We start from the raw sequence: 13449 nt of genomic DNA on the forward strand, positions 1-13449 counted from the left end.
TATTACTTTATTTTTACCTTACCAACATTAATTAGCTTTTGAAGGTCTTCATAAGGCCTTGTGATTATATGAGTTAGAATATCTTTTTCTTCGTTGTAATTTAAAGCTTTTCTCTTTGCCACTTCTAAAGCCACTTGAACATCATCAATGCTTCCTATTAGCTTTATCTGTACCATTAAAGGTATGTTAGCCCTATCTCCAAGAGCAGGAGCATTACAATCCATGGCTGCCAGCTTCACATCGGAGGCCTTACAGGCAGAATCTGCCACAGCTAATGCCACAGAATAGCCTTGAACCTCTATTATTCCTAATGCATAATTTAGCATATTATCTCCTCGCTAATCTAAATTATAGAAAACCCTTCAGCAAGCACGCATCTTCTTTGTCTTGTAAAGGTTCTTGCAGAAGTTATTCCCTCTCCAGTAGGTCCAGCTATGGTAAAGGTTGTAAAGCCTTCTCCTCCAAATCCTACTCCAGCAAAAGATTTAGCATTCTTTACAAATATAGTGGTTTCAATTTCTCTGGCAAATCTAGTTAGGTTGTCTACATTTTTTGAGTGCATATGAGCACTATGTCTATTCCCATGCTCAGCCTTTTTAGCATAAGCTATGGCTTGGTCTATGCCTTTAACTCTAACTATTGGTAATATTGGCATCATTAATTCTGTCATTACGAAAGGATGATCTAAATCAACTTCGCATATTAAGCATTGAATATCATCTTTTCCTTCAATACCTAAAGCTTTTAAATAAAGAGCTGCATCCTTTCCAACCCATTTTTTATTTATTACATAATGTCTTTTTCTATCTAAAGAGCAGCCTACTGCTTTTTCTTCTATATTCTCATGTAGTACTATCTTCACTAGCTCCTCTACTTGATTCTTAGTGAGCATATATGCTTTGTTTTGAAGCATGTGATATATTAAATCATCGGCAACGTTTTCAAAGACGAAAACCTCTTTTTCTGCTATACAAGGTAAGTTATTATCAAAGCTGCAGCCTTCAATGATGTCTTTTCCTGCTTTTTTAACATTTGCTGTATCATCTACTATAACCGGAGGATTTCCTGCCCCTGCTCCTATAGCTTTCTTACCTGAAGATAATAAGGTTTTAACTAAGCCTGGTCCACCAGTTCCACATAATAGCCTTATTTCTGGATGCTTCATTATAGCTTCTAAGGATTCCATAGTTGGCTCTGCTACCATGGTTATAAGATTTTCTGGACCGCCTGCCTCAACTATAGCCTTATTCATCATATCTACTGCATAAGCTACGCACTCTTTAGCTCCTGGATGAGCATTGAACACTACTGAATTTCCTGCACCTATCATTCCTATACTGTTACAAATAGCAGTTTCTGATGGGTTAGTAGATGGAGTTACAGCTCCGATTACACCATAAGGTGCCATTTCCACAATAGTCAATCCATTATCTCCCGACCAAGCTTCAGTGGTTAATATGTCTGTGCCTGGAGTTTTTTCTGATACCAGCTTATGCTTTAAAACCTTATCTTCATATTTTCCCATGCCAGTTTCATCTATAATCATTCTTGCAAGGATTTCTGCATTAGCTACAGTTGCTTTTTTTATACTAATTATAAATCTTTCTCTATCTTCTATTTTAAATTCCTTTAATAATTTCTTTTGAGCTTTGCTAGCTGCTTCAATAGCATCTTCAGCTTTTTCAAAAACTCCTAAATACTTCTTTCTAAGAGGTGTTGCTTCAGCTTTAACTTCTGGAGTAGCATCCTTTTTCACGTCTTCACTTGGCTTAGAAGTAATATTTACTAAAACCTGCTGAATTATTTTCTCTATATCATTTTCAGTTATATTCATTTTATACCTCCTACTTATTAAGCTTTTGGAGTACACTTTCAGTTACCTTTTCCACTATTACTTTAATTAGCTGTTCTTTTTCTATATCTTCTGCTAATGAGCTTTTATTCTCAGTACTGCAAGGTGGAACTCCTCCAGTATTTAATCCTATACGTTTTCTTAAATCTAATAGAGCAGAAACCTTATCACAATCTAATTCGTTTGCCCTACCAATCATTCTTGTATGTAATAACACTGTACCGAAGTACTCTAAAGTTTCCATTCTATAATAGGCCTGATATAAGTCGTCACCCCAGGTAAGCGCTCCATGATTAGCAAGCAGCACCGCATTGTAATCCTTTAGATATTTAACTATAGAATCTGGCACCTCATTGGTACCTGGTGTAGCATATTCAGCTATAGGTACTGTTCCTAAATTTACAATAGCCTCTGGTAATAAGGCTTTCTCTAGCGGTATTCCTGCTATAGCATAAGCTGTGCCTATAGGAGGATGAGCGTGAGTTACTGCCTTTACATCTGGTCTTTCCTTATAAACTCTTAAGTGCATTTTTATTTCAGAAGAAGGCTTGTTCTTACCCTCTATTACCTTACCATCTAAGTTTACTTTTACTAGCATGTCAGGAGTCATAAAGCCTTTGCTTACACCTGTAGGAGTTGTCCAAACCGCGTTAGGTCCTACCTTAACAGATATATTTCCGTCGTTTGCTGCCACAAACCCCTTAGCATACATTCTTCTTCCAATTTCACATATATCTTTTTTTACTTGGTATTCAGACATGTACTGTGACATTTTGTACCTCCTCTCATTTATCTTTTTGGTTTTATATTTGATTTGTTTTTGTTTCTGTTGTTTTATACATATATTTTAGCACCTTTATTACTTTTAGTCAAACATTATATATGAATTTCACAGTTTTATTTTGGTTTTATTTTGGTTTTGTTTGTTTTTAGCTATGAAAAAGCACCTCTTTTAGTTATAATCCCAAAAGAAGTGCTTTGTTTTATTTTTCTTCAATCTCTGCTAATTTTGAATTTACAAGATTCATTACATATTCTCTATCTTTTTCATTGTTCTCAAAATCCAAACCATCAACATTGATTTTTAGTATAGGCGATATATGATAATTATCAAAATACTCTCTATACTCATTATTTAGCTTTTCCCAGTAGGCTCTCTCTACCACTTGCTCATAATCTCTTCCTCTTTTTTTGATTCTTCGAATAGCCTCATCTACAGATACTTCTAAATATATCATTAGCTTTGGAGCTCTTACATGCTCTAGCATATTCTCAAGCAGTTCTTTGTATAATTCAAATTCTTCTACGGACATTTCTCCCTTATCACAAAGCATCTTAGCAAAAATAACATCTCCATAGATACTTCTGTCCATTACTGCATTAGGCACTTGTGAAGCCTCTTTTATATGTTTAAACCTCTTATTCAGGAAAAATACTTGTAAAGGAAAAGAGTATCTTTGTCTGTCATAATAAAACTTAGGCAGGATTGGATTGTCCACTACTGGTTCTTCAAAAGACACATAACCTTCCTTTGCTATAATTTTCATTAAAGAACTCTTCCCTACTCCAACAACACCGTCAACTACTATCATATTCCAGTCTCCTTCTTTATTAATTCTCTTAAGTATTTCATAATATAAGGACATGCTTTTATCCCCCTGTATGTATCCTATAAAATGTTATATGGTCCCTCCAAGCTCCATTTATAAACAAATATTCTTTATTAACTCCTAGCTCCTTAAATCCACAAGCTTTAAGGACTCCTTGGGATTTCATATTATCTACCAAAGTAGAGGCTTCTATCCTATGTAGTTCCATTTCCTCAAAAGCATAATCTAAAAGTAACTTTAAGCCCTCTTTCATATAGCCTTTTCCTTGATAACTTTCATCTATGGAGTAACCTACAAAAGCACTCCTAAAAACACCATAGACTATATTTGATAATTGTACCTTACCAATGAAAGTATTTTCTTTATATATACCTAAATTAAGGCTAGTACCATTTAAAAACTGCTTATAGTTTTCCATTAATATATTCCTTTGGACCTCTAAGCTATAAAAACTCTCCTCCCTAGAGGGTTCAAAGTTTTTAAGATGCTCCTTGTTTCTTATGTAATAATTTAATACCTCTTCACTATTTTCAGGAGTAAGCACCTTTAAGTTTACCCTTGCTCCCTTTATGCTAAATACATTTATAGTGCCAAAATTCTTAAAAACCAAGGCTGTTATGCCAAATATAAATTCACTTTTATAAATACCATTTGAAAAAATATTGTCTTCTAATATACCTTCTAGCTGAAAACCTAAGTCCAAGAAAGCTTTTGTGTTTATAGTTTCTATAGCAAGCATATTTATTTTATATACTTCCTTGTTCTTAAAAACCGTTCTCAATATTATAGCTAAGGCTTCCTTTAATAGTGCGCTATTTTCTTCTCGATAGAACTTCATCCTTATAGTACAGTTCCTGTTAACCTTATCCATTTCCAATATTACAAATCTGCCTATGGTTATACCAGCTAAATCTTTAATCATGTATTCATTAGCAGTTCCCTTTGATAATTCAATACTTATATTTTTTTCTTTCACCATCACATCGCCTCTATCTAAGGTTATTTTTATTTATCACAAGAACATCTTTTGTGCTTCTATGAAGTAATAATAAAAAGGTTATAGAAGTCATTAAGCTTATAGGAATCATGTATATAGATATGCCTATACCTAAATTATCATTAGCTATGCCCATAAAAAGATTCATTATCATATTAATACCGGAGGATAGGGTTACTACAACTCCAGTTATATAGGCACTATTGCTCTTAAAAACCTTGCTTATGGTGCTTACCAAGGTTGGGTAAGTTATGGAAAAGAATAAACCGGATATGGATATTATCATCATACCTTTATCCTTTAATAAAAGTCCTGAAATATATAATACAAGGGCTATTATAAGGAATTTAATAATAGTGTTTATATAACCAAATCTCTCTACTATAAAGCCCCCTAAAAGCCTTCCCACTGTAAAAATTCCAAAGAATAAAGCTAAATAAAAGGAGCTTGTGCTTTTATCAAAGCCATAGGATTTCTCTACATAATTTATAAGCCAATTCCCTGTGCCCATCTCTGCAAAAACATAGAATCCTAGGGAGATTATATAAAAAATCACTAGCTTATTTGATAAAACTTCTTTCACTGAAATCTTACTATTTTCTTCATGTTTATGAGATTCTGGTATCTTTATAAAGAAGAATACAATAAGCAAAAGAATAAAGCCTATAGCTACTGCTAAATATATAGTTCTCCAGTGAACCCCATTATAAACTAGAACCCCTGCACCTCTTTGCCCTATAGTAGACCCTAATCCATAGCAAAAATGCACTAGATTCATTATTAAGGTTTGCATACCTACAAAAAGTATAGGTACTACAGTATTGGCTGCTATACCAGCTAAGGATAGTCCACAATTAGTGAGTACCATACCAACTATAAAAACTCCAAAGCTATAGCTTACTGAAAGCACGCCCAAGGATACAGCAAGAATGGCAATACCTATTATAAAAACCTTCTTCTGACCTATTCTTTGACACAAGCTTCCCCCTATATAGGAAAAAATCATATATCCTATAGACCCTGCAGTAAGCATAGTTCCTATTTCTGTATCTTTTATAGCAAAAGTATCTTTAAATAAAGGAATAAATACCCCCCTAGTATTTTCCGCCATAGCCATGAACATCATAAGTAAAAAAATCAAAACCGTAGCTAACACATGATTTTTCTTACTACTCACCTAATCACCCCTTTTTAACTAAAATTTATAACTCTAAAAATCCCTCATACATTATATCATAAAAGAACTATGCAAAATATCTCTAAATATGTTTTTATTGATATTTCCTAGGTAATATGTTTATATTATTATTAAGAAAAATTTCTTTTTCGACCTTATTTTTTTTAGAAAGGAACTAGTCTAATTATGAATAAACAAAACATAACCAAATTAAAACTTTTTTTAATGGGCTTAGAAAGTAGATTCAGTGAAAATTGTAATATTTTCAAGGGAATATATGTTAATTATATAGCTGGTTTAAAAGAATTTAAAGGCTCAGGAGTGTACGAAGAAGGTAAAATTAAATACAATTTTAATGGTAAAACAGAGCTTATGGAAATAAACAAATTATTTTCTACTATCTCAGAAGAAGCTGAAATATACGATAGTTTAACGGTGCTTTATAGGGAAAGAGGCAATGATATTGTAATTACTGCCGACAATAAAAACGTTAAAATGACTACTACTGAGGTAAAGGAAGAAGAAGTAACTCAGCCAATAAATAAAAGCTTCAATAGTTATGCAAATCATATAGGAGAAACCTCCACCTTATTAAATAGAGATTATTATATAAAGGTAGGAAAAGCTGATAGCCTATTAAAAGAGATAGGAATAATGACCAAAGAAGGTAAAATAAAAAACGATAGGATAAGAAAGTACAATCAGATAGATCACTACGTAGAATTATTAGAAGGGGTTTTAGATCAGCTGCCAAAGAATCAAACCATAAACATATTAGATTGCGGCTGTGGCAAATCCTATCTTACCTTCGTTTTAAATTATTATCTTACTGAGATTAAGAAAAGAAAATGCTTCTTTATAGGGTTAGATAGATCCGAGCAAGTAATAGAGGCTTCTAGAAAGATGGCTTCAAACCTAGGCTATAGAAACATGGAGTTTAAAGCCTTAGATATTAAGGAATATACTCCTGATAAAAAGATCCATGTGGTTATATCCTTGCACGCCTGTGATACCGCTACAGATATGGCTCTAGCTCTTGGAATAAGAGTGGATTCTGATGTAATAATAGCAGTGCCTTGCTGCCATAGGGAATTATTAAATCAATATAGCTATGAACCCTTTAAAGGTATACTAAAGCACGGAATATTTAAAGCCAGAATGGCTGATGTATTAACAGACGGAATGCGCTCCATGATGCTGGAGGCTAAAGGCTATGAGGTTTCAACAGTGGAATATATATCACCTCTAGAAACTCCTAAAAACCTGATGATAAGAGCCATAAAAACCTCTGAAGAAAGACCTGAATTAATGGAGGACTACATTGATTTAATGGCAAAATTAAATGTATATCCTGCTCTATATAGCTTCTTAAATCAGTGGTAAAAATACTTAGGGGGATGTTATGCGAAGATTAAATATAAAATCAAAGGTAATCTTTATTTCAATAATAGCAATATTATTTACTTCCTTAGGTCTCTGGGGAGGATATAAGCTCTGGGTAGCCCCTAAAAAGGCTAGTGAACAATGGGTGCTTCCCAACTTAAAAAATCCTTCTAATAAATTTGTAACTAGAGACTCCTTAGTTACTCAAATAAATCAAAAACAAGAAATTATACCTATGGAAGCAGACATAGAACAGACCATAACCTTTGACGAAAGTTGGGGAAATTTAGGTTTCTTTAAGAAAGTACAAAATGTTCACTTTTTCGCCAAAGGAATATATGCTGTCGATATGTCTAAAATTTCAGAAGGAAATGTAGAAATCAATAATGACAAAAAATCCATAAAAGTTACACTACCCAAGCCCTATGTAAAATCTATAGCGATAAATGAAGAAAAAACCATATATGAAACTCCGCAAAAGGGAATTTTAAGGTTTGGCGATATAAAAATGACCCCTGCAGAATACCAAATAGTCATGGAGGATGCAAAAAAGAAGATAAGCGAAAAGCTTTCTTCTGAAGAATATTTTGGACAAGCTCTAAACAATACGGAGATAGCTGTAACAAGATTAATAAGATCCTTTTTCTCCGAGGATACTAAGAATAACTATAATATCATAATCGAATTTGCTAAATAGCATTAGATAATACATCAAAAATAGGAATACCTAAATAAAGGTATTCCTATTTTTTCAATTTCATAATTACCCTTATTAAATGTATTATTTTTCTAATTATGATATAATAAAGTAAAAGTTGATGTGAGTTTAGGGAGGTTTAAATGAAATTATATGTGCCAAGGCCGTTTAGAATATGTACAAAAATTAAGAAATTATTTTAAGAGGTATTTAAATGTTTAATAAAATATTATTTAAAAAACCATTCCTTAATTATGTTGCTGTAACTATATTTATTTGCGCACTAATATTATCGGCGATAAAATTAAGTAAGAGCTATAATATTTCAACTGAAAATAAAATAATTGAGAATCAGAAAATTCACCAGCTTGTGAATTATAATTATTCATCCGTAACAAAAATTACATTACTTAATGGCAAAACAGGAAAGTCAACACTAATTAATGATAAAGAAAATATTAACGAATTTACCCAACATTTAAAAACACTTACATTAGTAAAATCAAAAGATCAATCTGAAAAAATAGGTTATTTATATAGTATAAAACTTTATAACGAAGCTGAAGGCGCCATTCATATCATATTAAATGATCAGATGAATATTAATAATACTTTTTATGATATAGCAGAAGAAGATGCAACTATAGCTAACTTCAAAGAGTTTACTGATTCGCTGGCTAAAAATGATAGACATTAAATAACTTATATCACATATGCTACAATAAGGTTATAAACAATATAAACTTTAGATCATAGGAGGAATGCACCATGTGTAATTTTAAAGAAATTCAACCCGAAGAGTTAAATGAAAGCCCCTTTAAACTTATAGGTAAGGACTGGATGCTCATTACCGCCGAAAAAGATAATAAGGTAAATACTATGACTGCTTCTTGGGGCGGCCTTGGTGTTATGTGGGGAAAGAATGTAGCTTATATAGTTATTCGCCCTCAGCGCTATACTAAAGAATTTATCGACCATTCAGATACCTTTTCTCTAACCTTCTTTGATGAAAGCTTTAAAAAGCAATTAAACTATTTGGGCACTGTTTCCGGAAGAGATGAAGATAAAATTAAAAATGCCGACCTAACCATTACACACTCAGAAGGTACTCCATATTTTGAAGAAGGAAACTTAGTAATATTATGCAAAAAATTATATGCTCAAGAATACAAGCCAGAATACTTTATAGATAAAACCTTAAACGAAAAATGGTATCCTAAAGTTGATCATCACACATTATATATTGCTGAGGTTACTAATATTCTTATAAAGAAATAATAAATAAAAGTCTCTTTAGCAAGCTTACTTTAAAAACGTAAATCTAAAAATTACAATCATTTTTCAATAGTATTTGCAGCAAAAGAGGTATGCTATTTGATAATTTTAGCATACCATTTTGCATTTGTTATTTAGTTGTTACAGAGCAATATTTCAATATCGCGTTATAAATTTACTGCAGATTCTGCTTATTAGCATATTATCGAGTTTGTTGTAATCTACTCTATATATTCAGAGTATTGAGATAAAAACAAATCATACTCGTATTTTTCTGTAATCCAAACAATTACATAGTACTCTTTTACTCCCAGGCGTGAATATGCCTCATACCTGTGGTTTCCATCGTTTAACTCGAATTGCCCATCTACAAAGTGAACAATAAGTGGTGACATATCTTTTTCTCTTTTTATAACATTTTCAAGTTTCGTGACATGCTTTTCAAACCAATCTGCATTTACTCTGTATTTCATATTCGCCTCTGGGCCACAACAACGGGAGAAAAGTGATAATGGCATTTTTATTGGTCCTAAAAAGTACCTATCAAAAAGTTTTAAACCGTCTGAAAACTCTTTGTTATGTCCATCTGATAATAGGTAGGTATGAACCCACTCTTCAAGTTTTCCATTTTTCGCATAGCACTGAGCAGATGATAAAGTACACTTGTATTCCATAATGAATACCTCCTTTTTTGAATAAACAATCTTCTTAATTGAATCTAAGGAAAGATAATATTCATCAGATAGCTGTTCTATACTGATGCCATCATTGAATTTGTTTCGGATATCACGATTACGTTCAAGTAGATACTGTTTATATCCTGAAGTCTCTCCCCATGTACGTTTATTGCCACCTGATGGAATATAGACGAGTTTTCCCGACACATATTTTTGTATTTGTTTGAGCAATTGTTCAGGGAATATATCTTCACCGTTTTCGTATTTCACATCTATCCCTCCCTTATAATAAAGTGTACTATATCACTAACAAAGTAAATATATAGAGAACTTGTATAAGTGTTTTTTGCATACAGCATAATGTACAAAACATAAATTATCTTTACTTCACATTATATAAACAGGTCGAAACAAATTAAACTAATATCCATATCTACTAAAACGAAAAATATCATTATATAAAATATATAAGTTAATCTAAAATTTGTAAATATGTATATAATGAAAAAGGACTATACATTCTTATATGCATAATCCTTTTTCTAATTTCTAGCGCTATCTTCTTATCTTATCCCCTATTAAGTCCTTAATTACCTCTCCACCTAAAATCATGCCTGCTACAGGTGGTACAAAGGATATACTGCCCGGTATCTGTCTTTTAGCCGTACACTTTCTTGTGGTTTCACCAGTACATACACAGCCTTCTTTACAGGTTATTACTTCATCTAGTTTTGGCTTTAGCGGAATCTCTTCTGAATAAACCACTTTAAGCTTTTTTACTCCGCGTCTTTTTAGTTCATATCTCATAACCTTAGCTAGTGGACAAACCTTGGTTTTATATATATCCGTAACTCTGAATTGAGTTGGATCCAACTTGTTTCCTGTACCCATGGAACTTATTAGTTTAACATTATTCTTCTCACACCAAACTGCTAAGGCAATTTTTGAGGATACGGTGTCTATAGCATCTATTACATAGTCCACATCTTCTGTTATAATTTCCGTTATATTTTCTTCTGTTATAAAGGTTTGATGAGTTATAACCTCACATTTTCTACTTATTTCTAGTATTCTATCCTTCATAACCTCTACCTTAGACTTGCTTATGGTTTTAAAGGTAGCATGAATCTGTCTGTTTATATTGGTAAGACATACGGTGTCATCATCAACTAATACTAATTTACCTACTCCAGCTCTAGCTAAAGCTTCCACCGCAAAGCTTCCTACTCCGCCTATACCTAATACTACAACTTTTTTATTCTTTAGCTCATCCAAAGCTTCTTTACCTATTAACAACTCCGTTCTTGACAATGAGTGTTGTAACATTGACTTTTCTCTCCTTTAGTGTTTATTAACAACCATTATTATATTATAATCTTTTGCAATTTTCTACATTTTATTTATCTGTGATTTATTTTATAATAAAAATAGCCTAGGAATATCACCTAAGCCATTTATAGATTTTCTAATTAAAAAAATATTGAAATAAGTAGCAATAATATCAATGGCAAAATTACTGAAACTATTATAAGCCCCCTGCCACTACTTTGCGAGTCTTCTTTCATGTTTTCCCCCCACCACATTATTCACCTAAAATATGTTAATTTTATTATATAATCATATTAATAACTTTTCAAATAAATATTACAAAAAACTATTGACAACTTATTTAGAAATAATATTAATTATTGTTCTTTAATGTACTAAAAACTCATATTTTGGTTTTCAACAATTATTTATTGGTTTTATCTTTAGTTTTTGTTATAAATCAAAAGAAAACAAAAATACTCCCTTTATGTTTACTATTAAAGCAATAAGATGTTATAATATAATATATAAAATAAAATATAAAGGTGATAAAACTATGCTACCAATTGCAAGAAGAAACAAGATAAAAGAAATAATTACGGAAAAAAAGAGTGTTATAGTGTCAGAACTGGCAAAATCTTTTAAAGTCACAGAAGAAACCATTAGGAAAGATTTACAGCAGCTAGAAGAGGAAGGTTTTTTAACTCGTACCTATGGTGGAGCTTATATTTCAGATGGTGTTGAAAACGATGTAGATATAAATTTAAGAGAGCATATACAAGTAGAAGGAAAACAAAGAATCGCTGAAATGTGTTTGAATTATATAAATAACGGGGATTCTATATTTCTCGATGCATCGACCACTTCCTTATATATTGCCTCAATCCTCAAAGAGAAACGCTTAACTGTAACTACTAACTCTATTAAGATAATGAATCTATTGGCTGATAATCCAAACATAAAGTTAATTATAATTGGAGGAAGAATCGAACATCCTTCAATGTCTGCTCTAGGCAGAAATGCTGAGTGGAACATGAATAACTACTTCTTTGATGCAGCCTTTATTTCTTGTAGAGCCATCAGCATGACTCATGGTATAACTGATTCCAATGAGCAGCAGGCGGAAATAAGAAAGATTGCTATAGAACACTCAAACCACACCTACTTAGTGGCCGATTATACTAAATTTGATAGAACCGCTTTTACAAAGATATGTGATTTCAGCAGTATTGATACTTTAATTGTAGATAAGCCCCTTCCTACGGAATGGCACGGTTTCTTGAAAAATTATGATACAAATTTAGTTGAATGCGAATAAAAAGTTTTATAATTAAATATGAAAAAATAAAGCTTAGATTGAATCGAATCAATCTAAGCCTTATTTTTTATATATGGACTTAGCTATTAATTACTCAAAAAGCTTAGCTAAGCTTTCATTATATGGTGGATAAGCAATGCCTTTTTCTGTTACTATGGCAGTAATTAAATTATGGTCCGTAACGTCAAAGCAAGGGTTGTAAACCTTAACTCCTGCTGGAGCCATTGGCTTTTCGTACCATTTTGAAGTTACTTCTTCATCAGGTCTTAATTCTATGTGTATGTTATCTCCGTGCTCACATTTTAAGTCTATAGTGGATAATGGTGCACAAACATAGAAAGGTACTCCATAGTGTTTAGCCAAAATTGCTACTCCTGAGGTTCCAATCTTATTTGCAGTATCTCCATTAGCAGCTACTCTATCGCAGCCTACAAGCACAGCTTGAATCTTTCCTTCTTTCATTACTATAGATGCCATGTTATCGCAGATTAAAGTCACATCTACTCCCGCTTCTTTAAGCTCCCAAGCAGTTAATCTAGCACCTTGAAGCAATGGTCTTGTTTCATCCGCATATACTTTAAAATCATAGCCTCTTTCTTTTCCAAGATATATTGGGGCTAAAGCAGTTCCATATTTAGCTGTAGCTATAGCTCCTGCATTGCAGTGAGTTAATATGCCCATGCCGCTCTTTAGAAGTGATAGAGCATTTTCTCCTATAGTCTTGCACACTAATTCATCCTCTGCTCTTATAGCCTCAGCTTCTTGTCTAAGAGCTTCCTTAACCTCTGCTGCAGTCTTTCCTTTTTCTCTTAAGAATCTATTCTCCATACGATCAAGAGCCCAGAAAAGATTTACTGCTGTAGGTCTTGAGGAAGCAAGATAATCTTTTACTTTCTTGAAATCTTCATATAATGCTTCATAGGTCTCTGCCTTTGATTCTTTTGTTCCAAGATAAGCACCATAGCCTGCTGCTATACCTATAGCTGGAGCTCCTCTAACTCTTAGAGCGTATATAGCCTCCCAAATTTGATTTTGGCTAGTTAATCTTAAGAATATCTTCTCATTAGGAAGTAAGGCTTGGTCTAGTATAACTAATGCATTGTTTTCATCATCTAAAATTACGGATTGTATAACTTCATTTTCTAACATATTTTA

General features: G+C 32.5%; 14 protein-coding genes. 5 read left to right on the forward strand and 9 right to left on the reverse strand.

Annotated features, from left to right (window positions below; genetic code table 11):
- Positions 1-2: 2 nt before the first annotated feature.
- The 6 genes from BN2665_RS00470 to BN2665_RS00495 form a co-directional block, all read right to left on the reverse strand.
- Entirely contained in the window at positions 3-326 is a 324-nt protein-coding gene (locus BN2665_RS00470) for a BMC domain-containing protein (protein WP_055665161.1), read from the reverse strand.
- Positions 327-343: 17 nt separating this feature from the next.
- Positions 344-1834: an aldehyde dehydrogenase family protein gene (locus BN2665_RS00475; RefSeq protein ID WP_055665162.1), complete on the reverse strand. Its 1491-nt coding sequence runs from the start codon at positions 1832-1834 to the stop codon at positions 344-346.
- A gap of 10 nt (positions 1835-1844) precedes the next feature.
- Positions 1845-2624 carry a class II aldolase/adducin family protein gene (locus BN2665_RS00480; RefSeq protein ID WP_055665163.1) on the reverse strand — a complete coding sequence of 260 codons (780 nt, stop codon included), beginning with the start codon at positions 2622-2624 and terminating at the stop codon, positions 1845-1847.
- A 211-nt stretch (positions 2625-2835) separates the two neighbouring features.
- Complete coding sequence (locus tag BN2665_RS00485) at positions 2836-3498, reverse strand: deoxynucleoside kinase (protein WP_055665164.1); 663 nt, start codon at positions 3496-3498, stop codon at positions 2836-2838.
- A gap of 4 nt (positions 3499-3502) precedes the next feature.
- On the reverse strand, positions 3503-4441 hold the full coding sequence (locus BN2665_RS00490) for a GNAT family N-acetyltransferase (protein ID WP_055665165.1): 939 nt from the start codon (positions 4439-4441) through the stop codon (positions 3503-3505).
- Between the two features lie 10 nt (positions 4442-4451).
- Positions 4452-5636, reverse strand: coding sequence for an MFS transporter (locus BN2665_RS00495; RefSeq protein ID WP_242865873.1), 1185 nt, complete (start codon positions 5634-5636; stop codon positions 4452-4454).
- A 186-nt stretch (positions 5637-5822) separates the two neighbouring features.
- Between BN2665_RS00495 and BN2665_RS00500 the strand changes: the two genes are divergently transcribed.
- The 4 genes from BN2665_RS00500 (at position 5823) to BN2665_RS00515 (ending at position 8994) form a co-directional block, all read left to right on the forward strand.
- Positions 5823-7019, forward strand: a complete 1197-nt coding sequence (locus BN2665_RS00500) for a class I SAM-dependent methyltransferase (RefSeq protein WP_055665166.1) — start codon at positions 5823-5825, stop codon at positions 7017-7019.
- A gap of 19 nt (positions 7020-7038) precedes the next feature.
- Positions 7039-7716: a DUF4230 domain-containing protein gene (locus BN2665_RS00505; protein WP_055665167.1), complete on the forward strand. Its 678-nt coding sequence runs from the start codon at positions 7039-7041 to the stop codon at positions 7714-7716.
- 214 nt (positions 7717-7930) lie between these two features.
- Positions 7931-8413: a hypothetical protein gene (locus BN2665_RS00510; RefSeq protein WP_055665168.1), complete on the forward strand. Its 483-nt coding sequence runs from the start codon at positions 7931-7933 to the stop codon at positions 8411-8413.
- Between the two features lie 71 nt (positions 8414-8484).
- Positions 8485-8994, forward strand: a complete 510-nt coding sequence (locus BN2665_RS00515; protein ID WP_055665169.1) for a flavin reductase — start codon at positions 8485-8487, stop codon at positions 8992-8994.
- 218 nt (positions 8995-9212) lie between these two features.
- Here the strand turns inward: BN2665_RS00515 and BN2665_RS26615 are convergent, their stop codons facing one another.
- Both BN2665_RS26615 and BN2665_RS00525 read right to left on the reverse strand, forming a co-directional pair.
- Positions 9213-9938 (reverse strand): CD3324 family protein, encoded by a 726-nt coding sequence (locus BN2665_RS26615; protein WP_082435747.1) that lies wholly within the window; start codon positions 9936-9938, stop codon positions 9213-9215.
- A 285-nt stretch (positions 9939-10223) separates the two neighbouring features.
- Positions 10224-10994 (reverse strand): tRNA threonylcarbamoyladenosine dehydratase, encoded by a 771-nt coding sequence (locus tag BN2665_RS00525; RefSeq protein ID WP_055665170.1) that lies wholly within the window; start codon positions 10992-10994, stop codon positions 10224-10226.
- A 538-nt stretch (positions 10995-11532) separates the two neighbouring features.
- Between BN2665_RS00525 and BN2665_RS00530 the strand changes: the two genes are divergently transcribed.
- Positions 11533-12294 (forward strand): DeoR/GlpR family DNA-binding transcription regulator, encoded by a 762-nt coding sequence (locus BN2665_RS00530; protein ID WP_055665171.1) that lies wholly within the window; start codon positions 11533-11535, stop codon positions 12292-12294.
- 90 nt (positions 12295-12384) lie between these two features.
- Here BN2665_RS00530 and mtnA read toward each other — a convergent pair whose 3' ends face one another.
- Positions 12385-13443: an S-methyl-5-thioribose-1-phosphate isomerase gene (mtnA, locus tag BN2665_RS00535; RefSeq protein ID WP_055665172.1), complete on the reverse strand. Its 1059-nt coding sequence runs from the start codon at positions 13441-13443 to the stop codon at positions 12385-12387.
- Positions 13444-13449: the final 6 nt, after the last annotated feature.

The sequence above is a fragment of the Desnuesiella massiliensis genome (genome assembly GCF_001403615.1).
Taxonomy (GTDB): Bacteria; Bacillota; Clostridia; order Clostridiales; family Clostridiaceae; genus Desnuesiella; species Desnuesiella massiliensis.

Coding starts and splice junctions, on each gene's coding strand:
- BN2665_RS00500 (WP_055665166.1), top strand. CDS start 5,823: ATGAATAAACAAAACATAACCAAATTAAAACTTTTTTTAATGGGCTTA.
- BN2665_RS00530 (WP_055665171.1), top strand. CDS start 11,533: ATGCTACCAATTGCAAGAAGAAACAAGATAAAAGAAATAATTACGGAA.
- BN2665_RS00475 (WP_055665162.1), bottom strand. CDS start 1,834: ATGAATATAACTGAAAATGATATAGAGAAAATAATTCAGCAGGTTTTA.
- BN2665_RS00480 (WP_055665163.1), bottom strand. CDS start 2,624: ATGTCACAGTACATGTCTGAATACCAAGTAAAAAAAGATATATGTGAA.
- BN2665_RS00485 (WP_055665164.1), bottom strand. CDS start 3,498: ATGTCCTTATATTATGAAATACTTAAGAGAATTAATAAAGAAGGAGAC.
- BN2665_RS00470 (WP_055665161.1), bottom strand. CDS start 326: ATGCTAAATTATGCATTAGGAATAATAGAGGTTCAAGGCTATTCTGTG.
- BN2665_RS00525 (WP_055665170.1), bottom strand. CDS start 10,994: ATGTTACAACACTCATTGTCAAGAACGGAGTTGTTAATAGGTAAAGAA.
- BN2665_RS00505 (WP_055665167.1), top strand. CDS start 7,039: ATGCGAAGATTAAATATAAAATCAAAGGTAATCTTTATTTCAATAATA.
- BN2665_RS00510 (WP_055665168.1), top strand. CDS start 7,931: ATGTTTAATAAAATATTATTTAAAAAACCATTCCTTAATTATGTTGCT.
- BN2665_RS00515 (WP_055665169.1), top strand. CDS start 8,485: ATGTGTAATTTTAAAGAAATTCAACCCGAAGAGTTAAATGAAAGCCCC.
- mtnA (WP_055665172.1), bottom strand. CDS start 13,443: ATGTTAGAAAATGAAGTTATACAATCCGTAATTTTAGATGATGAAAAC.
- BN2665_RS00490 (WP_055665165.1), bottom strand. CDS start 4,441: ATGGTGAAAGAAAAAAATATAAGTATTGAATTATCAAAGGGAACTGCT.